Source organism: Streptomyces sp. NBC_00483, from assembly GCF_036013745.1.
GTDB lineage: Bacteria > Actinomycetota > Actinomycetes > Streptomycetales > Streptomycetaceae > Streptomyces.
Map to the genome: position 1 here is coordinate 9,959,419 of NZ_CP107880.1, position 20,018 is coordinate 9,979,436.

14 protein-coding genes are annotated in these 20,018 nt (G+C 70.5%); 12 read left to right on the forward strand and 2 right to left on the reverse strand.

Features of this window, described 5'->3' with window-relative positions:
• The 5 genes from OHA73_RS44565 to OHA73_RS44585 all read left to right on the forward strand — a co-directional run bounded on the left by OHA73_RS44565 (position 1) and on the right by OHA73_RS44585 (position 8,777).
• Positions 1–768: a ribonuclease activity regulator RraA gene (locus OHA73_RS44565; RefSeq protein ID WP_323187349.1), complete on the forward strand. Its 768-nt coding sequence runs from the start codon at positions 1–3 to the stop codon at positions 766–768.
• 72 nt (positions 769–840) lie between these two features.
• A complete protein-coding gene (locus OHA73_RS44570; RefSeq protein WP_267073190.1) occupies positions 841–2,751 on the forward strand; it encodes a right-handed parallel beta-helix repeat-containing protein in 1,911 nt (636 codons plus the stop codon).
• Between the two features lie 85 nt (positions 2,752–2,836).
• Positions 2,837–4,003, forward strand: a complete 1,167-nt coding sequence (locus OHA73_RS44575; RefSeq protein ID WP_327658300.1) for an extracellular solute-binding protein — start codon at positions 2,837–2,839, stop codon at positions 4,001–4,003.
• Positions 4,000–6,411: a glycoside hydrolase family 95 protein gene (locus OHA73_RS44580; protein WP_267073188.1), complete on the forward strand. Its 2,412-nt coding sequence runs from the start codon at positions 4,000–4,002 to the stop codon at positions 6,409–6,411. Before OHA73_RS44575 ends, OHA73_RS44580 begins: the two co-directional genes overlap by 4 nt.
• A gap of 68 nt (positions 6,412–6,479) precedes the next feature.
• Complete coding sequence (locus OHA73_RS44585; protein WP_267073187.1) at positions 6,480–8,777, forward strand: Ig-like domain-containing protein; 2,298 nt, start codon at positions 6,480–6,482, stop codon at positions 8,775–8,777.
• An 8-nt stretch (positions 8,778–8,785) separates the two neighbouring features.
• Here OHA73_RS44585 and OHA73_RS44590 read toward each other — a convergent pair whose 3' ends face one another.
• Positions 8,786–10,681, reverse strand: coding sequence for a glycoside hydrolase family 127 protein (locus tag OHA73_RS44590; RefSeq protein ID WP_267073186.1), 1,896 nt, complete (start codon positions 10,679–10,681; stop codon positions 8,786–8,788).
• Positions 10,682–10,751: 70 nt separating this feature from the next.
• Entirely contained in the window at positions 10,752–11,504 is a 753-nt protein-coding gene (locus OHA73_RS44595) for a GntR family transcriptional regulator (protein WP_266725140.1), read from the reverse strand.
• A 177-nt stretch (positions 11,505–11,681) separates the two neighbouring features.
• Here OHA73_RS44595 and OHA73_RS44600 point away from each other — a divergent pair, with 177 nt between their 5' ends.
• From OHA73_RS44600 to OHA73_RS44630, 7 genes are read left to right on the forward strand one after another with little or no spacing between them, the layout of a single operon-like run.
• Positions 11,682–12,647 (forward strand): dihydrodipicolinate synthase family protein, encoded by a 966-nt coding sequence (locus tag OHA73_RS44600; RefSeq protein WP_267073732.1) that lies wholly within the window; start codon positions 11,682–11,684, stop codon positions 12,645–12,647.
• Positions 12,637–14,670, forward strand: coding sequence for an ABC transporter substrate-binding protein (locus tag OHA73_RS44605; protein ID WP_267073184.1), 2,034 nt, complete (start codon positions 12,637–12,639; stop codon positions 14,668–14,670). The genes OHA73_RS44600 and OHA73_RS44605 overlap by 11 nt, the downstream gene beginning before the upstream one ends.
• A 21-nt stretch (positions 14,671–14,691) precedes the next feature.
• Complete coding sequence (locus OHA73_RS44610; RefSeq protein ID WP_266725143.1) at positions 14,692–15,693, forward strand: ABC transporter permease; 1,002 nt, start codon at positions 14,692–14,694, stop codon at positions 15,691–15,693.
• Positions 15,694–15,700: 7 nt separating this feature from the next.
• Positions 15,701–16,840 (forward strand): ABC transporter permease, encoded by a 1,140-nt coding sequence (locus OHA73_RS44615; RefSeq protein WP_267073183.1) that lies wholly within the window; start codon positions 15,701–15,703, stop codon positions 16,838–16,840.
• Between the two features lie 22 nt (positions 16,841–16,862).
• Positions 16,863–17,903, forward strand: coding sequence for an ABC transporter ATP-binding protein (locus tag OHA73_RS44620; protein WP_266725147.1), 1,041 nt, complete (start codon positions 16,863–16,865; stop codon positions 17,901–17,903).
• Positions 17,900–18,937: an ABC transporter ATP-binding protein gene (locus OHA73_RS44625; RefSeq protein WP_267073182.1), complete on the forward strand. Its 1,038-nt coding sequence runs from the start codon at positions 17,900–17,902 to the stop codon at positions 18,935–18,937. Before OHA73_RS44620 ends, OHA73_RS44625 begins: the two co-directional genes overlap by 4 nt.
• Positions 18,934–20,016, forward strand: a complete 1,083-nt coding sequence (locus OHA73_RS44630) for a sialidase family protein (RefSeq protein ID WP_267073181.1) — start codon at positions 18,934–18,936, stop codon at positions 20,014–20,016. Before OHA73_RS44625 ends, OHA73_RS44630 begins: the two co-directional genes overlap by 4 nt.
• Positions 20,017–20,018 lie beyond the last annotated feature (2 nt).

Sequence of the window (20,018 nt, forward strand, 5' to 3'; positions counted from 1 at the left end):
GTGGCCGACGAGCCCATCTGGGACCTGCCCGAACGCGGCCCCATGCCCGCCCCCGCCGACAGCGACATGGTCAAGGCCCTGGCCACCGTGTCCTCCGCCACCGCCTGCGCCAAACTCCACGCGCAGGGCATCCGCCGCACCTTCGTCAGCGGGCCGCGCCCGCTGCGCCCCGGACAGAAGATCGCGGGCAGGGTGCGCACCCTGCAGTTCATGCCGCAGCGCGAGGACATCGCCTCGGGCCTGGGCCAGGAGTACGTCGAGCGGTACACCGCCCTGTGGGCCGTACTGGAGACCATCGAGCCCGGCGACGTCCTCGTCGTGCAGGCCTACGGCTCGCAGAGCACCGGCTGCTTCGGCGACATGCTGGTGCGCTACTTCCAGCAGAAGGGAGGCGCGGGCCTCGTCATCGACGGCTGCTTCCGTGACGCGCCACGCGTCCGGGAGACCGGCGTGCCGATCTGGTCCACGGGCGTCACCCCGCACTACGCCTCCCAGGCCGAACTCTTCCCCTGGGCCTACGACGTGCCCGTGGCCTGCGGCGGCGTCCTCGCCCTGCCCGGCGACCTGCTCGTCGCCGACGACGACGGCCCCGTCGTCGTGCCCCGGCGCACCGCCCCCGACGTCATCGCCGCCGCCCGCGACCACGAGCAGTGGGAGCGCTTCAGCCGCGCCCGCATCGAGGAGGGCGGCGCCCTGACCGACTACTACCCGCTCACCCCCGACACCCGCGCCGAGTACGAGCGCTGGCGCGCCGCCGGGAGGGGGTGAGCGACGCACCCGAGCACCGACCACGCGCGCAGACACGGACCCGTACGACCGTCCACGTGGCAAGGAGACCCCGTGACCCGCACATCCGTCACCGCCGCAGCACGTCTCAGAATCACCCGGCTCCCCAGACTCGGCCTGCTCGGCGCCGCCGGGCTGTTGCTCGCCGCGGGAGTCACACTGCCCGGCACCCTGTCGGCCGACGCCGCCGGCGACTGCAGCCCCACCAAGCTGTTCGTCGCGACCGACGGCAACGACAAGGCGAAGGGCACCGAGCAGAGCCCCTTCAAGACCGTGACCCGGGCCCGCGACGAGATCCGCGACAAGGGCCTCAACCGCCCCGGCCGCATGAAGTGCGACATCGAGGTCAACCTGCGGGCCGGCGACTACCCGGTGGACAAGACGGTCGCCCTCGACGAGCGCGACTCAGGCGCCGGCGGCCACAAGGTCGTCTACCGGAGCGCGGACGGACCGGGCAAGGCCCGGCTGACCGGCTCCGTCCCGGTGACCGACTGGGAGGCGTACAAGGACGGCGTCTACCGCGCCAAGGTCCCGGTCGACCAGCCCTTCTACACGCTGTACGACGACGGTCAGCGGGCCACCAACGCCCGCTACCCCAACCGGAAGTCGGCCGACGAGTGGGCGCCGTACTTGAAGTCCTACCTGCCCGAGCCGACCTACGAGGCGGTGCACACCTGGCTGTGGGCCAACCCCGGTGACTGGAACCCGGACTGGGACATGAGCCAGGGACGGGTGACCGTCTGGTCGGGCGGCAGCTGGTCGTGGTTCACCGACACGGTCGACATCCGCGACTACAACATGAAGAAGAGCCAGCTCACCTTCAAGTACCCGACCCGCTTCGCGCTCCACAACAGCGGCGGCGGCTCCAGGTACTTCCTGGAGAACTCGATCGACTTCCTCGACCAGGCCGGCGAGTGGTATGCCGACCGTAAGGGCGGCTACCTCTACTACAAGCCGCAGGGCGGCGACATCGCGAAGGCGGAGGTGCGCAGGCCCGTCGTGAAGACCGTGCTTGACCTGGCGGGTTCGTCACAGAGCAAGCGGCTGCACGACGTGTCCTTCGACGGGCTCGGTGTCACGCAGACCGACTTCCCCGACTGGTACCGGTACGGCTGGAACGAGTCCGGCGACTCCGGCGTGGTGCACGAGTACCCCACGTACGACCGGCAGATCGAGATGCCCCGCAATCGCTTCGGCGCGATCCGGCTCACCAACACCACCGGCATCGACCTGACCCGCATGCACATCACCGACACCGGGTTCACCGCGATCTACCTGCTCACCGCGAACGATCACGTACGCGTCGCGGACAGCCTGCTGGAACGGCTCGGCGCCGACGGCATCCGCGTCGAGGGCCCCTATCCGGGTGAGGGCGACGTCGCGCACGAGAACACCTTCACCAACCTCTTCATCGACCACGTCGGCGAGTTGGTGCCCGGCGACGCCTCCGGCATCGAACTGCAGGACACCGGACGCAACACGGTCAGTCATGTCGTCGTCAACCACAGCGCCCGCTACGGCATCAGCCTGCGCAGCCGCCCCGAGGTCGCCACCAACGGCCAGACCTACACCGACGGCAACAAGATCAGTTACGTCCGCCTGGAGAACACCGGCCTGGACAGTGGCGACATGGGCGCCTTCTACACGTACGGCCTGCAGAACGATCCAGAGGACCACCCGATCGTCAACTCCCTGAACCAGGTCGTGATCGGTGATGTCATCCCGGACGCCTCCATGCCGGACTCCGGCACCCGCGGCGTGCACATGGACGCGGGCGGCTGCGGCTGGGCCATCTCGAACGTGCAGGTCGGCAAGGTGACCGACCAGAAGTACCAGGCCTACCAGTGCAACAAGGTCACCAACGGTGACTGGGAGGACGGCTTCGACGCCTCCCGCATGGAGTACGACAAGATCGGCGTCAAGGACTCGTTCCCGTACCCGAAGCCCGGTACGGCACAGGACTGACGCGCGCGACCGGCGGGCGGGCCCGACGGCTCTCGGGGCCCGCCCGTCACCCCAGTCAACGCACCGCTCTTGTGCAGGAGTCCGTATGAATCCCACGTCGAGCAGCCCCATCGAGGCGCCGCCCACCACGACCGACGCGCTGCGCGGTGTCAGCCGGGACAAGGCGGGGACCCCGTCGCCGCTCACCGAACTCTCCCGGATCGACGCGGGACTGCCGCCGGGCTGTGAGACCGTCGGCCTGCCCGTGGTGTGGGACGCCTGGACGGCGGGCGGGCCCCCGGTCGAGCAACTCGCCGCGAACTACGACCTGTTGACGGTCGACCACGCCGACCTCGGGGACGCCGTCGCCGCCGGGTGTCTGGTGCCGGTGGACGAGCTGGTCGGCGCCGCCGCGCTGGAGCGGTGGCGGGCGGGCGCGATCGGGCCCGCGTTCGCCGCCTACCAGCGCGACAGCCGGGCGTGGGCCGTGCCCTACCACGTGAGCGCGCAGATGTCCGCCGTGCGCGCGGACCTGACGACCGCCGCGCCGCTCCCCACCACCTGGGACGACGTGGCCACGTCCGCCGTGCCGCTCACCGTGTGCCTGGGCGGAGAACACGCTCTTCTCACCTTGAGCGCCCTGTGCCTGAGTGAGGGTGAACGCCTGGGCGAGGGAGCGGAGTTCGTCTCCCGCGAGGGCGGGGTGCGCGCCCTGGAACGGCTCGCCGAGCTGGTCGCCCGCAGCGACCCGCGCCTGTGGCACCGCGGTCCGCGTACCGTTCTGGAGGCGCTGGCGCAGGGCGACGGGCCCGTGTACTGCCCGCTCGTCCCGGGGTGCGCCACCGCCACCCGCAGCGGCCGCCACCCGCTCGCCTTCGGTGCGCCGCCCGCGGCCCGCGGTGTCCTCGCCGGCACCGGGCTCGCGGTGTCTCGGCGCCGCGCACACGACCCGCTGATCCGGGAGGCGCTGCGCGACCATCTCGTGCGGCTGCTCGCCGACCCCGTCCAGTGCGGCCTCTTCCCGGTCACCGGCGCCCAGCCGGCCGCCCGCGCCGCCTGGGCCGACGCCCGCGCGGGCCGCCGCTGGGGCGGCTTCTACCGCGCCACCCTCGACACCGTGGAGACGGCGTGGATCCTCCCGAACCACCCCGGCTTCCCGGCCTTCCAGCACACCGCGTCCGAGCTGCTGCGCGCCGCACTCGTCGAACACCGCGCGCCGGCAGCCGTCGTGAACGACCTCAACAGACTTTACCGACAGGGGAGTTGCACATGAGAGACGTCAGCAGACGCGGCGTGCTCGCGGTGGCGGGCGGCACGGCCGCCGCCACCGCCCTGCCCCGCGCAGCCGCCGCGGCCACCACCACCGCTTCCGCTCCGCCGGACCCCGACAACCCGTTACGGCTGTGGTATCGCGCCCCCGCCGAGGAGTGGCTCGAGGCCCTGCCCGTCGGCAACGGCCGGATCGGCGCCATGGTGTACGGCGGCACCGACACCGAACACCTCCAGCTCAACGAGGACAGCCTGTGGGCGGGCAGCCCCCACGACTACAACCGCCCCGACGCCGTCGACCACCTCGCCGAGATTCGCCGCCTGATCCTCGCCGAGAAGTGGCACCAGGCCCAACAGCTCGTCGACGCGCACTTCATGGGCAGCCCGAGCGAACAGGCCGCCTACCAGGTCCTCGGCACCCTCGACCTCGCCCTCGCCGGAAGCGGCGACGTCACCGACTACGAGCGCGAACTCGACCTGACCTCCGCGCTGGCCCGCGTCCGCTACACCCGTGGCGGCGTGCGCCACACCCGCGAGGTCCTCGCCAGCGCCCCCGACCAGGTCATCCTCGTACGCCTCACTGCCGACACACCAGGAGTCGTCAGCTTCACGGCGTCGTTCAACACCCCGCAAGCGGCCGGGAGTTCGGCCGTCGACGCCCGGACCATCGCCCTGGACGGCGTCAGCGGACCGTGGCAAGGGCGCGACGGCACCGTCCGGTTCCGTGCCACCGTACGCGCGGTGGCCGACGGTGGCAGCGTCCGCACCGACCCGTCCGGAACCCTCACGGTGACCGGCGCCGACGCGGTCACCCTCGTCGTCTCCCTGGCCACCAGCTACCGCAACTACCTGGACGTCGACGCCGATCCGGCCGAGCGCGCCCGCCGCCACCTCGACCCGGCGGCCGGCACCCCGTACGGGAAACTGCGCGAACGTCATGTGGCCGACTACCGGCGGATGTTCGGCCGGGTCGCCCTCGACCTCGGCACATCCGAGCGGACCCTGCTGCCCACGGACGAGCGGATCGGGCAGTTCGGTGACGGCAAGGACCCGCAGTTCGCCGCGCTCTACTTCCAGTACGGCCGCTATCTGCTGATCTCCTGCTCGCGCGCGCCGGGCCAGGCCGCCAACCTGCAAGGCCTGTGGAACGACAGCATGGCCCCGGCCTGGGAGTCCAAGTACACCGTCAACATCAACTTCGAGATGAACTACTGGCCGGCCGGCCCCGCCAACCTCGCCGAGTGCTGGGAACCGGCCACCACGATGATCCACGAACTGGCCGAGAACGGCGCCCGCACCGCGAAACTGCACTACGGCGCGGGCGGCTGGGTCACCCACCACAACACCGACGCCTGGCGCGGCACCGCCCCCGTGGACTTCGCCCAGTACGGCATGTGGCCCACCGGCGGCGCGTGGCTGTCCCTGATGTTGTGGGAGCGCTACCGGTTCACCGGCGACGAGGCGGCGCTGCGCGCCGACTACCCGGTCCTCAAGGGCGCGGTGGAGTTCTTCCTCGACACCCTCACCCAGGAGTCCGAGCACGGCTGGCTGATCACCAACCCCTCGCAGTCGCCCGAGGTCACCCACCACCAGGACGAGGGCGAGTCCGTCAGCATCTGCGCCGGACCCACCATGGACATGCAGCTGCTGCGCGACCTCTTCGACGCCTACCGGCAGGCGGCCCGCGTCCTCGACACGGACTCCGGCCTGCGGGAACGGGTGGCCGAGGCGCGCGAGCGGCTCGCGCCCACCCGCATCGGGTACCTCGGCCAGATCCAGGAGTGGCTCGTCGACTGGGAGGAGGCTGCGACGGTCCGCAGCCGCCATGTCTCCCACCTGTACGGCCTGTTCCCCAGCGCGCAGATCACCCCGCGCACCACGCCCGACCTTGCCGCGGCGGCCGTCAAGAGCCTGGAGCTGCGCGGCACCGCCGGACAGGGCTGGTCCCTCGCCTGGAAGATCAACATGTGGGCGCGGCTGCTCGACCGCGAGCGTGCCTACAAGCACCTCGCCGACCTGCTCACCCCGGCGCGCACCGCGCCCAACCTGTTCGACCTGCACCCGCCGTTCCAGATCGACGGAAACTTCGGCGGTGTCTCCGGCATCACCGAGATGCTGCTGCAGAGCCACGCCGACGAGGTGGAGCTGCTGCCCACGCTGCCGAGCGCGTGGCCGACGGGCTCCTTCCGCGGGCTGCGGGCGCGCGGCGGCTTCGAGCTCGACGCGCACTGGGCGGACGGCGCCCTCACCGCCGCGAGCGTCCGCTCGCTCCAGGGCCGTGAACTGCGACTGCGCACCGACCGGCCGGTCGAGGTGGCAGGCGCCGACCGGGTCGAACGCCCTGAGGCGAACGTCGTCGTCTGTGCGACGCGCAAAAACGGCGTGTACCGGATCGTGCCGCGCAAGGCGTAGCCCCGCCGCGTACGGCGTAGCCACTCCCGTAACACCCTTCCCCCTTATCCGACTTGAGGAGTTCTGGCATGCCTGAAATGAACGGGCGCGAGGCCACCGACAGCGTGCAACGCCTCGCCACCCCCATGGGCCGCCGCGCCTTCGTCGTCGGCGCGAGTGCCCTGCTCGGCGCCGCCGCACTCAACCTGCCCTCCTCCGCCCGCGCGGCCGAGAAGCTCGCCGTGGCGGCCGAGGCCGCGGACAACGTGCTCGCCTTTCCCGGCGCCGAGGGCGGCGGCCGCTGGGCCACCGGCGGCCGAGGCAAGCCCGTCTACGAGGTCACCACGCTCGCCGACTCGGGGCCCGGCTCCCTGCGCGAGGCCGTCTCCGCCTCCGACCGCACCGTCGTCTTCCGCGTCGCGGGCAATATCGAGCTCAAGGGTGGCCTCGACATCCTCGGCTCGAACCTGACGATCGCCGGACAGACCGCGCCGGGCGACGGCATCTGCGTCGTCGGCAACGAGACGAAGATCAACGACCAGTCGAACATCATCCTGCGCCACCTGCGGTTCCGCGGCACCGACAGCCTCGGCACCCCCATCGACACCTTCGGTGTGGAGGGCTGCAAGAACGTCATCATCGACCACTGTTCCTTCAGCTGGGCGGTCGACGAGTGCTGCTCCGTGTACGGGAACGAGAACGTCACCCTGCAGTGGTGCATCGTCTCCGAGGGCCTCGCCCAGTCCGTGCATCCGAAGGGGCTGCACGGCTACGGCGGCCTGTGGGGCGGCGACAACGTCACGTACCACCACAACCTCCTGGTCCACCAAGGCGGCCGCAACCCGCGCTTCAGCTTCGTCGAGGACATCCCGAGCAATGTGGACCACCGCAACAACGTGATCTACAACTACGGCTACACGTCCTGCTACGGCGGCGAGTGGGTGGCCGGGGTCAACATGATCGGCAACTACTACAAGCCCGGTCCCGACACCCTCGCCGACATCGCCCCCGTCATCGTCTCGCCCGACCGCGGCGGCGTCTGGCACGTCAGCGGCAACACCATCGAGGGCCACGACGACATCACCGACGACAACGTGAAGGGCGTGAAGTTCCCGGTCGGCGGCGTCACCCTGCGCGAGAAGCCCCTGGAGTTCCCCGACGCGATCGACGCGCAGTCCGCCAAGGACGCCTACGACGCCGTGCTGAAGGGCGTGGGCGCGACACTGCCGCGCCGTGACGCCGTCGACGCGCGCGTCGTCCACGACGCCCGCCACGGCACCGGACGCATGATCAACTCGCAGAAGGAGGTCGGTGGCCTCGTTCCGCTCGCCGCCGCCGAGGCACCCAAGGACAGCGACCACGACGGCATCCCCGACGCGTGGGAGAAGGCCCACGGGCTCAACCCGAAGGACGCCGCGGACGGCGCCGCGATCGACTTGGCCACGGGGTACAGCAACCTGGAGCTGTACCTCCACTCCATCAGCAGAACCGGCGCGCCCAACCCCGAGGTCGCCCTCGCAGGACCCGACATCGACACCGTGTACGCGAACGCCACAGGAACCGCCGACGTCGCCCTGCGTGCCTCGGCCACCGCGCAGGGGAGCGCCTCCATCAAGACCGTCGCCTTCTACGCCGACGACGAGAAGATCGGCGAAGCCACCACCGCCCCGTACGAACTCACCTGGAAGGGCGCCACCGCCGGCACCCACCACCTCACGGCCCGCGCCACGGACTCCACCGGCACCGCCACCACGTCATCCCCCGTCCCGGTGCACGTCAACAAGAAGACGGACCTGGGGAGTTGGACGTCCGCCGACCTCGGCGACGTGCCCATCAAGGGCGCCGCCGCCCTGGACTCCGGGAAGTTCACGCTGCGCGGCTCCGGCAGGATCAAGGGCCGCAAGGACAGCTGCCACTTCGTCTACCAGAAGATCGACAGCCCCGGCGACGAGGTCGTCGAGCTGATCGCCCGCGTGGACACGCTCAGCCGCGTCTACTCGGAGGTCATCGCCGGCATCATGATCCGCGACAACCTGACGCCGGACTCGCCGTTCAACCTCATCGGCGTCTGCGTCGTCGACGGCGGCCTGAAATGCGCCGTCAAGCGCATCCACTCGCACGGCCCCGAGATGAGCGACGGCCGGTACCCGTACGAGGAGGACGAGCTGCTCGACATCAAGCCGCAGTGGCTGCGCATCACGCTGCGCGGCGACGAGTTCACCTCCGAGATCTCCCCGGACTCCCTGCAATGGACGCGCGCGGGCTACGAGCGGATCCCGATGGGCGACCAGGTGTACGCGGGCCTGTTCGTCGACGGCGACAAGCAGGACAACGACATCGCGCACTATGTGACGGCGACGTTCAGCCAGGTGAAAATCAACAAGTAGGGCCCTGGCTAAGGGTGTTGGTCCAGCGGCACCCACACCCGCATCGCGCCGTCGCCGCGGTTGTCCCACTGGAAATAGGGCACTGCGGCGGCGGACGCCGGGCGGCGGGTGCGGGGGGCGCCCGGACTGAGGTAGGGCAGGCCGTCCTGGTGCGGGGCGGCGACCGTGACCGCGTCCGTCTCGATGCGGACCGTGCGGCCGACGCCCGGCAGGTCGGCGACGTCGCGCACGCGCAGGTCCGCGTCCGCCGCGAGCGCCAGCTCGTCGACGTAGGGCTGGTCGGCCTGCTCGAAGCAGTACACGAGCGGGCCGCGTTCGAGCGCCACGCTTCCGCGCAGGGCGTCGATGCGCGGGTGGGCGGCAGTGAGGCGCGGCGTCATGTCGAGGCCCAGGACGACCGACTCGCCCGCGCGCCAGCGCCGGCGCAGCAGCACCCGGCCTTGCGCGTCGGGCGTGACGGGGGCGCCGTCGAGGAGCGTGCGGCCGCTCCACGGCGGCACGCGCAGCGCCAGCGTCCACTCGGCGTCCGGCGCCTCCTCCACGGTGACGCGCACCGCGCCCCGCCACGGGTACTCCGTCTCCACGCGCACCGCGATCCGTCCCGCCGCCCCCAGGTCGCAAGCCAGCCTCATCGGCGCGTACAGATGCAGGAACAGGGCGTCGTCCGTGGTCGTCGCCGCGTAGTGGGGGAGTGAGGCCATCAGGCGGGCCACGGAGGGCGGGCAGCACGCCGACCAGAACCACTCGTCGCGGCAGCGCGGATCGCCCACCGCGTCGGCGTGGTCGGGGCGGCGCTGCAGCGGGTTGCCCTTGTAGTACGTGCGCCCGTCCGCGGAGCGGGCCGCTGCGAACGCGTTGTACAGCGTGCGCTCCAGCAGGTCCGCGTACCGTCCCTCACCGGTGGCGAGCAGCAGCCGCCACGCCCACTGCATGCTCGCGGCCGACGCGCACGTCTCGTTGTACGCGAGGTCCGGCGGGAGTTCGTAGCGCTCGCCGAAGACCTCCCCGACCTGCCGGGACCCCAGGCCGCCGGTGATCGCGGTCCGCGCGGCCACCATGTCGGTCCAGCGCGCGGCGCTCGCGGCGAGGAGTTCCTTGTCGCCGGTCTCCACGGCCACGTCCACCGCGCCGGCCTCCAGGTACAGGGCACGTACGACGTGACCGGTGACGGCGGGGGCCTCGCGGACGGGAAGGTGGTCGAGGCGGTGGCGGGCGCCGTGCTTGTGCGGGCCCACGAGCCCGTGGCCCCGGCGTTCGACCATGCGGGCGGCGAGGGTGAGGTAGCGCTCGACGCCCGTGGCCCGGTACAGCTCCACCAGGGCCGTCTCGACCTGGGGGTGTCCGTCGAGTCCCGGGCCCTCGTCGTCGAGGAAGACCGTGCACAGGTGGTCGGCCAGGCGGCCCGCGGCCGCCAGTAACTCCTTGTCCCCTGTGGCGCGTTGGGCGGCCACCGCCGCCTGGAAGAGGTGTCCCGCGCAGTAGTGCTCGTGGCTGTCGACGAGTCGGGTGTAGCGGTCCGCCGGGTTCGTGAGCTGATAGTGGGTGTCGAGATAGCCGTCGGGTTGCTGGGCGCGGGCCAGCAGGCGGGCCGTCTCGGTGAGGAACGCGGTGAGCGCCGGGTCGGGGGAGTGCTGGAGCTGCCACGCCGCGCTCTCCAGCATCTTGTACACGTCGGAGTCGGCGTAGGCCGGTCCCCGGAAGGCGCCCGATGCGAGGCCGGCGGCCGTCCTGAGGTTGGCGAGGGCGCCGGAGTCCTCCAGGTGGTGCAGGGCGAGGGGGATGCTCGCGGTGCGGTTGACGTCCAGCCACTGGCCGAGCAGGCCTCCGGTGACCGTCAGCCGGAGGTTGCGGGGCGGGCGGTGCGGGGAGAGCGCGGCGGGGGTGGGGCGTACGGGGCCTTCCATCGGTCCTCCAGTGCCTTCCAACGGTCCTCCGGTCTCGGCTGGGGTGGTGGCAGTGGTTCCGCGGTTCCGCCTAGAGATTCGGCCGCGCCAGGAACGCGATCGTCTGATCGCGGACGCGGAGGATGTGCGCCTCCAATGCGTCCCGTGCCCGAAGCCGTTCGCCGGACTCCAACGCCTCCACGATCGCCCGGTGTTCGTCCACCGCGATGTTCAGGCGGGACGGGGTGATTGGCGCCTTCAAGCCCGCGCGGGTCACGTGGATGCTGAGGTTCAGGTCGTCGTGCAGATCGAGCAGCATCGGCAGCCCGCCCAGCTTGACGAGCTCCCGATGGAACCGGGCGTCGTTGTCCCGGAAGTCGGGGTACCGAGCCGCGTCCCGCACCGCCTCGCCCGCCAACTCCTCGCCCTGAACGACCAGTTCACGCAGCAGCGCGGGCGGCTCCCGGTCCGCGCGGTCCGCGAAAAGGCGCAGCGCATGCGACTCCAGCATCAGCCGCAGCTCGAAGAGCTCGTACACGCTGGACAGGGACGGTATCGCCACCGTGAAGCCCACCGAGGACTCGTAGGCGAGCAGTCCCCGCTCGTAGAGGCGGCCCACCGCGCTGCGCACCGGAGTGCGGCTCATGTCGAGCCGACGGGCGAACTCCCGGACCGGCACGGCCTGCCCGGGTGTCGGGTGCTCCGTCGTCAGCCACTCCACGATCGCCCGCGAGGCGCGTGCCTCCAGGCTCTCCTCGGGGGCCGCGACCTTCTTGCCCTCCGCGTCGTCCACGCCCGTGCCCTCCTCCGCGCGGGCCCGCTGTGCCGCTCGCGCTCGGATCATTGCGCCTCCCAGTGCCGCCGGTTCAACTGCGCCTCATGGTATGCCGCAGGTGAGCCGCGTGTCTCGGGGGTGGGCAAGCCGAACTATTGGGTCTGTCGCGGGGGTTGACGCTCCCGGCCCCGCTCAACAAACTCATGGCATACCACCGACATCCCTCTGAGCCTCGCCGAGGTGACCATGGCGCGACACGCGCTGCAAGGGATCATCGCTCCGACCGTGCTGCCCATGACGTCCAGCGGGCTGCTCGACCGGCCGTCCCTGGAATGCCACCTGAACGCACTGATCGACGCGGGTGTCCATGGCCTGTGGATCAACGGAACCACGGGAGAGTTCCACGCCCTGGACGAGGACACGCGGGGCTCCGCCGTGGACGTCGCGGCCAAGACCGCGGCCGGCCGGGTGCCCGTCATCGCGCACGTGGGCGACGCCGCGACCCCGCTGAGCATCCGACAGGCGCGCGCCGCCGTGGACGCGGGGGCCGACGAACTCGCCGTCATCGCCCCGTACTTCACGCCGTACGGGCGCGAGGAACTGCGCGACCACTACCGCGCCGTCGCCGACGCCGTGGGCTTCCCCGTCCTCGCCTACCACTTCCCGCAGCTGACCCCGTCGGCCCTCACCGTCGACTGCGTCCTGCAACTCGCCGAAGAGGGCGTGCTGCGCGGCCTCAAGGACAGCAGCGGCGACCTGACCTGGCTGCGCCGGGTGCTGCGCTCGGCCGCCCGCCGCGACCTCGACCTCGCCTGTTTCGCCGGAGCGAGCGGCCTGAGCGACATCGCCCTGTACGCGGGCGCCGCCGGGGCCACCAGCTCCCTCGCCAACGTCACCCCCCGCACCCTGGTCGCCCTCTACGAGGCGGCCCGCGCGGGCGACTTCACGTACGCCCGCGCGTTGCAGGAGCGCCTGGAGGACCTGCTCGAAGCGATGGCGGCAGCCCGCCACGAGCACACCCTGTCCACCACGGTCAGCACCGGCAAGTACGTCCTCGCGGCCCTCGGCCGTATCGAATCCGCTCATGCCGCACCCCCGCTGGCCCGCCTGGACGCCGAGGAGGAACGCCGCCTCGACGCCACCGTGGTGCCTCTCGTCCGCGAGCTGGAGGCGGCGGCCCTCGACGCAAAGGAGCGTGGAGATGACTCCTGACCGCACCCCTGTGCCACCCGGCCCCCGGAGCGTGGAGCGCCGCATGCTGCTGCGGGCCGGCGGCGGGGTCCTCGCCGCCGCCTCGCTCTCCGGCACGCTGACCGGCTGCGGCTTCTTCTCGACCGACGCGGAGAACGGCGATTCGGCCGGCGGCGGATCCAAGGGCAAGGAGGCGCCGTCCCTGAAGAAGCAGGCCGACGCCGGCAAGATCCCGAAGGTCGCCGAGCGCCTACCGGCCAAGCCCCTGGTGGTCGAACCCCTCCAGGAGACCGGGGCGTACGGCGGCACCTGGCACTCCGCGATGATCACGCAGGAGGACCTCGGCTGGCTGCGCTTCAGCGTGGGCTACGAGCCGCTGGTGCGCTGGGCCGCCACCTGGCAGGGCGTCACCAAGACCAAGATCCTCCCCAATGTCTGCGAGAAGTACGAGATCAACGGCGGGGGCGAGGAGTTCGTCTTCCATCTGCGCAAGGGCATGCGCTGGTCCGACGGGAAGCCGCTGACCGCCGAGGACTTCGAGTTCGCGTTCAACGACTACAACGCCGACCCCAAGGTGCACCCGGCGGGCCTCTACGCACTGTGGCTGAACAAGAACGGCAAGCCGGCCCGGTGCGAAGCCGTCGACGACCACACCGTCAAGTACGTCTTCGACGAACCGAAGGCGGGCTTCCTGGAGGAGGTCGCGGGCACCACGGGCGTCTTCATGTTCCTGCCGAAGCACTTCATGAAGAAGTACCTCCCGAAGTACAACAAGGACGCCAACAAGGACGCGAAGGCCGCGGGGGCCTCGGACTGGCTGACCCGCCTGGAGACGGTGCAGGAGGTATGGCAGAACCCGGAACTGCCCACCGTCAACGCCTGGCTGCCCAGGAACCCGGTCACCAAGGGCAGCAGCGTCGTCTGCGAGCGCAACCCGTACTACTGGAAGGTCGACCCCGACGGCAGCCAACTGCCGTACATCGACAAGGTCGTTGTCGACGTCCTGCAAGAGGTCGAGGTCGAGGTCCTCAAGATCTCCAACGGCGATCTGGACATGCAGATGTACCAGTTCGGCACGGTGCGCAACAAGCCGGTGATCTCCCGCAACCGCTCCAAGGGCGGCTACCGCATCGCCGAGGTCGAGCCGGACTCCGCCAACACAATGATCATCGGCTTCAACCAGACACACCCCGACAAGAAGAAGCGCGCCCTCTTCGCCGACAAGGACTTCCGTGTCGGACTGTCCTACGCGATCAACCGGAAGAAGATCATCGAGACGGTCTTCGCGGGCCAGGGCCGCCCCTGGCAGGCGGCCCCCGGTCCCGACAACGAGCTCCACAACGAGGAACTCGGCACGCAGTACACCGCGTACTCCGTCGCCAAGGCCAACGAGTACCTCGACAAGGCGGGCTTCACCAAGCGCAACGGCGACGGCATCCGCCTCACCAAGGACGGTGACCCGGTCGCCTTCACCGTGCTCGTCGTCTCCGACATGGCCGACCAGGTCGACGCGATGGACATGATCCGCAGCGACTGGCGCAAGGTCGGCGTCGACGCCACCGTCTCCCGCATGGCCGAGACCCTGTACTGGGAGCGCGTCGAGGCGGGCAAGTCGGAGGCCGCCACCTGGGACTGCAACAACTTCGACGTACGCACCGGTGAGGGCGGCAACCACTACTACGCGCCCACCAACCCGCGCGGCTCCTCCCGCTTCGGCGGCGAATGGGCCAAGTGGTATCTGCGCAAGGACAAGGGCACCGGCGGAGACGGCGAGGAACCGCCCGCGCGCATCAAACACCAGCTGGAGCTCTTCGACGAGATGCGGGACACCTTCGACATCGCACGCGCGACCCGCCTCGCCAAGCAGATCCTGGAGATCACGAAGGAGGAGTTCTACTACATCGGCATCTCCACGCCGCCCAAGGACTACGCCGTCATCAAGAACACCCTGCGCAACGTCCCGAAGGCATTCAGCGCGGCCGGCCTGTTCCAGGCGCCGGGCCCCACCAACCCCAGCACGTACTACTTCAAGGCCAAGGCCTGAGGGCGGACCGGGAGTTCAGGCATGCTGTCGTTCCTCGTCCGCCGCACGGGCTGGATGTTCGTCACCCTGTGGGCCATCTCGCTGGCGACCTTCTTCATCATCAGCCTCCCGCCCGGCGACTACGTCGACACGCTCCAGGCCAACGCCGAGGAGCGCGGCGAGTTCATGGGCCCGGCGGAGGTGGCCGAACTGCGCTCCCGCTACGGGCTCGGCCAGTCGTTCCTCGCCCAGTACTGGAAGTGGATCAGCAACATCGTCTTCCACGGGGACTTCGGCCAGGCCTTCGCCTGGAACATGCGCCCGGTCAGCGATCTGATCTGGGACCGTGTCGCGCTGTCCTTCTTCCTCTCCGTGGCCACCCTGCTCATCATCTGGGCGATCTCCTGGCCCATCGGCATCTACTCGGCCGTGCGCCAGTACTCGTCCGGGGACTACATCGCCACGCTCTTCGGGTTCGTGGGCATGGCGGTGCCCGAGTTCATGCTCGCCCTCGTCCTGATGTGGGTCGGCATGCGCTACTTCGGCCAGAGTCCGGGCGGACTGTTCTCGCCCGAGTACCAGGACGCCGCGTGGAACCTCGGCAAGGTCCTGGACGCGGCAAGCCATCTGTGGCTGCCGATCCTGATCATCGCCGTCGCCGGCACCGCGGGCGGCATCCGCATCATCCGGGCCAACCTCCTGGACGAGCTGTACAAGCCGTACGTGGTGGCCGCCCGCGCCAAGGGACTGCCCGAATGGAAACTGCTGCTCAAATACCCCGTCCGCACCTCCATGAGTCCGTTCATCTCCACCGTCGGATGGCTGCTGCCCGGCCTGATCAGCGGCGAGACGATCATCTCGATCGTGATGAACCTGCCGACCACAGGACCGCTGATGCTCGGCGGCGTCCTCAACCAGGACATGTACCTGGTCGGCAGCTTCATCCTGATCCTCTCCACCCTGACCGTGGTCGGCACCCTCCTCAGCGACCTCGCGCTCGCCTGGTGGGACCCGCGCATCCGGCACAGCTACGAGGGAGGGTGAGCGGACCGTGCTGACCCGAACACCGCAGCCCGAAGGGGCGTCGGACGTCGTCGACGACACACCCGTCACCGGCGGGCAGGCATCGCCGTGGCGGCTGATCTGGCGGCGCTTTCGCAAACACCGGCTCGCCCTCGTCGGCGCCGTCATCGTGCTGCTCGCCTACTTCGTCGTCGTCTTCGCCGAGATCCTGGCGCCGGCCTCACCCAGCAGCGTCGACGAGAAGCACACCTATGCCCCGCCGCAGATCGTCAAGGTCGACCTCAGCTGGGACGACGGCCTGCGCTTCTACGCCAACGGCTACACGACCAAGCGCGACCCGGAGACCTTCGAGCAGATCCACACGGTCGACCCCGACAAGCGGATTCCGCTCAAGTTCCTTGCCAAGGGCGACAGTTACCATCTGTGGGGACTCATCCCCGGCGACCGTCATCTGTTCGGGGCGGTGCACGCGGACCAGAAGGTGTACTTCCTCGGATCCGACCGCTCGGGCCGCGACATGCTGTCCCGCATCATCCACGGCGCACGTGTGTCCCTGTCCATCGGCCTGGTCGGGGTCGCCGTCAGCTTCCTGCTCGGGCTGTTCTTCGGCGGCATCTCCGGCTACTTCGGCGGCAAACCGGACCTCACCATCCAACGCATCATCGAGTTCCTGATGTCGATCCCGACACTGCCGCTGTGGCTGTCGCTGTCGGCGGCCGTGCCCGACGAATGGGGGCCGCTGGCACGGTACTTCGCCATCACCACCATCCTGTCCGTGATCGGCTGGACGGGTCTCGCGCGGGTGGTGCGCGGGCGGTTCTTCTCGCTGCGCGAGGAGGACTTCGTCACCGCCGCCCGGCTCGACGGCTGCAGCCGCCCCCGGATCATCTTCCGGCACATGGTCCCGTCGATGTCGAGCCATGTCATCGCCTCCCTGACGATGGCGGTGCCCGGCATGATCCTCGGCGAGACCGCGATGAGCTTCCTGGGCCTGGGGCTCCAGTCACCCGCCGTCAGCTGGGGTGTGCTGCTGCAGGAGGCGCAGAACATCCGCACCGTGGAGAGCGCTCCATGGCTGCTGCTCCCCGGCGTCGCGGTGTTCGTCACCGTGCTCGCCATGAACTTCGTCGGCGACGGACTGCGCGACTCCGCCGACCCGTACAAGTAGCCCGTACACGTAGGGAGAGGCGATGAAGCAGCCGGACACGCTGCTCGAGATCGAGGATCTGCACACCGGATTCGAACTCGACGACGGAATCGTACGGGCGGTGGACGGCGTCGACCTCACCATCGGCCGCGGCGAAGTCCTCGCAGTGGTGGGCGAGTCGGGGTGCGGCAAGAGCGTCATGGCCCGCTCCGTGCTGCGCCTGATCGACAAGCCGGGCCGGATCACGGGAGGACACATCCGGGTGCACGGCGACGACGGTGTCGTCGACATGGTGGACGCGCCGGGCCCGGAACTGCGCGCGGTGCGCGGCCGGAAGGTGGCCATGGTGTTCCAGGAACCCATCGCCTCCATGAGCCCCATGCACACCCTCGGCAACCAGATCGGCGAGGCGCTGATCCTGCACGGCGAGGCCACCAAGGCCGAGGCCCGCACCCGCGTCGTCGAGCTGCTGCGCCGGGTCGGGATCGCCGCACCCGAGCGCCGCGTCGACGAGTACCCGTTCCAGATGAGCGGCGGCATGCTGCAGCGCGCCATGATCGCCATGGCGCTGTCCTGCGGCCCGGACCTGCTCATCGCCGACGAACCCACCACCGCCCTCGATGTCACCACCCAGGCGCAGATCCTCGACCTGCTCCGCGAACTGCAACGGGACACCGGCATGGCGATCATGCTGATCACCCATGACCTCGGCGTCGCCGCCCAGGTCGCCGACCGCATCGCCGTCATGTACCTCGGCTCGGTCGTGGAGTCCGGCACCACGGACACCGTGCTGCGCAGCCCCCGACACCCCTACACCCGCGCCCTGCTGCGCTCGGTCCCGAAGCTGGGATCGGGCTCCCGCGAACGACTGCGCCCTGTGCGGGGCATGGTGCCGGGGCCGTACGCACGGCCGACGGGCTGTCCGTTCCACCCGCGCTGCGACGAGTTCATGGCAGGGCGCTGCGACGTGACCGTGCCCCACGCGGTCGCGGCCCCACTGCCCGACCCGGCCATCGGCAGCGACGGCACGGTCAGCTGCCTGCTGTACGACGACACCGCCGAGGAGGGGGAGCCGGCCGCATGACCGTCACCGATACCCGCACCAGGGCCGCGCTCCTGGAGACACGGGGCCTGACCAAGCACTTCCCCATCCGCCGCGGCCTGTTCGGCCGCACCGTCGGAGCGGTACGTGCCGTGGACGGCGTCGACCTGAAGGTGCCCGCCGGACGCACCCTCGCCCTCGTCGGCGAGTCCGGCTGCGGCAAGAGCACCCTCGGCCGCTGTCTGCTGCGCGTCCACGAACCGACCTCCGGAGAGATGGTCTACCGGCGCACCGACGGCGCCACCGTCGACCTCGCCGCCCTCGACGAGAAGGCCCTCAAGCCGTACCGCAGCGAGATCCGCCTCGTCTTCCAGGACCCGTTCGCCTCCCTCAACCCGCGCATGACGCTGCTCCAGATCGTCGGCGAACCGCTCCGCGTCAACCTCGGCCTGAACGCCAAGGACACCGAGGAACGCGTCGCGGAGCTGCTGCGCCGGGTGGGACTGCGCCCCGAATATCTGCGCCGCTACCCGAACGCGTTCAGCGGGGGACAGCGCCAACGCGTCGGCATCGCACGGGCGTTGGCGCTGGCGCCCCGCCTCGTCGTGGCCGACGAGGCGGTCAGCGCCCTCGACGTGTCGGTGCGCGCCCAGATCCTCAACCTGCTCAAGGACCTCCAGGACGACTCGGACCTCACGTACGTGTTCATCTCGCACGACCTGGGCGTCGTCGAGTACATGGCCGACGAGGTCGCCGTCATGTACGTGGGCCGTGTCGTCGAGACCGGTGCCACCGACGCCCTGTACGGACAGCCCCTGCACCCCTATACCGAGGCACTCCTGTCGGCCGTCCCCGACCCCGACCCGGCCGCCCGACGCCGCGAGCGCATCGTGCTGCGCGGCGAGGTCGCCGACGCCTCCGCCGTACCGCCCGGCTGCCCGTTCCATCCACGCTGCGCCTACGCACAGGACGTGTGCCGCACCGAGGTGCCCGAGCTGCGCCCCGTCGCGCCCGGCCGCGCCTCGGCCTGCCACTTCGCGGGGCAGCTCGACCTGAGGGGAGTCGACGTCTCATGAACGGCGACCCGCGCTTCGACGGGGTGCTGCGCCCGCGCCCGGACGACCCGGACGTGCGCGAGGCCCTGCTGCCCACACTGCACCCCGGCGACAGTCACGCCGCGTGCCTGCTCGAACTCGACGGGGGCGACGTGCTGTGCGCCTGGTTCAACGGCCCCGACGAGGGCGACCGCGACACGAACGTGGTCCTCGCCCGTCTCCCGGCCGCCGGCGGACACTGGACCACACCCGTCGCCCTGTCCGCCGACCCCGACCGCGCGGAGCAGAACCCGGTGCTCGCGACCGGCCCGGACGGCGCCGTGCACCTGTTCCACCCCTCCAACGAACCGCACGACCAGAAGACCGCCCACCTCGTCACCCGCGTCTCGCACGACGGCGGCCGCACCTGGGACGCCCCGCACATCGCCCACGACGGACCCGGCCTGTTCGTGCGCACCCCGGCCCTCGACCCCGGCGACGGCTCGTGGCTCCTTCCCGCCTACCGCTGCCGCCCCGAAGGCGAACACTCCACGGTCCTGATCAGCGAGGACGCCGGCGGCACCTGGAAGGAGTACGACGTCCCCGACAGCGACCACCTCGTCCAGCTGAGCGTCGTGCCCCGCTCCGACGGCTCACTGCTCGGCCTGCTGCGCAGCCGCGCCGCCGACCGCATCCACGCCACCGACTCCGTCGACGCCGGCCGTACCTGGACGACCCCTGTCCGCACGGAACTCCCCAACAACAACTCGGCAGTTCAGGCGATCAGACTGCGCAGCGGCACCTTCGCCCTGGTCTACAACCACGCGAGCCTGGAACGCGGCGAGTACCGCTGGGTCGGCAAGGGCGCGGGCCGCAGGAAGAAGGCCCTGCGCACCCCGCTCACCCTCGCCCTCTCCGACGACGAGGGCCGCACCTGGCCCCGGCGCCGCGACCTGCAAGTGGCCGACGACGAGTACCGGGACACCGAACTCGGCTACTCCTACCCCTGCCTGCTGCAGACCCGCGACGACCGCATCCACGTCGCGTACTCCTACCTGCGCAAGACCATCAAGCACGCCGTGGTGACGGAGACCTGGATCAGGGAGGGCGGTCGTTCGTGAAG

Bases quoted from the DNA above. Each gene is read 5' to 3' on its own strand.
- OHA73_RS44575 (WP_327658300.1), top strand. From the start codon at position 2,837: ATGAATCCCACGTCGAGCAGCCCCATCGAGGCGCCGCCCACCACGACC.
- OHA73_RS44580 (WP_267073188.1), top strand. From the start codon at position 4,000: ATGAGAGACGTCAGCAGACGCGGCGTGCTCGCGGTGGCGGGCGGCACG.
- OHA73_RS44585 (WP_267073187.1), top strand. From the start codon at position 6,480: ATGCCTGAAATGAACGGGCGCGAGGCCACCGACAGCGTGCAACGCCTC.
- OHA73_RS44590 (WP_267073186.1), bottom strand. From the start codon at position 10,681: ATGGAAGGCCCCGTACGCCCCACCCCCGCCGCGCTCTCCCCGCACCGC.
- OHA73_RS44595 (WP_266725140.1), bottom strand. From the start codon at position 11,504: ATGATCCGAGCGCGAGCGGCACAGCGGGCCCGCGCGGAGGAGGGCACG.
- OHA73_RS44600 (WP_267073732.1), top strand. From the start codon at position 11,682: ATGGCGCGACACGCGCTGCAAGGGATCATCGCTCCGACCGTGCTGCCC.
- OHA73_RS44605 (WP_267073184.1), top strand. From the start codon at position 12,637: ATGACTCCTGACCGCACCCCTGTGCCACCCGGCCCCCGGAGCGTGGAG.
- OHA73_RS44610 (WP_266725143.1), top strand. From the start codon at position 14,692: ATGCTGTCGTTCCTCGTCCGCCGCACGGGCTGGATGTTCGTCACCCTG.
- OHA73_RS44620 (WP_266725147.1), top strand. From the start codon at position 16,863: ATGAAGCAGCCGGACACGCTGCTCGAGATCGAGGATCTGCACACCGGA.
- OHA73_RS44625 (WP_267073182.1), top strand. From the start codon at position 17,900: ATGACCGTCACCGATACCCGCACCAGGGCCGCGCTCCTGGAGACACGG.
- OHA73_RS44630 (WP_267073181.1), top strand. From the start codon at position 18,934: ATGAACGGCGACCCGCGCTTCGACGGGGTGCTGCGCCCGCGCCCGGAC.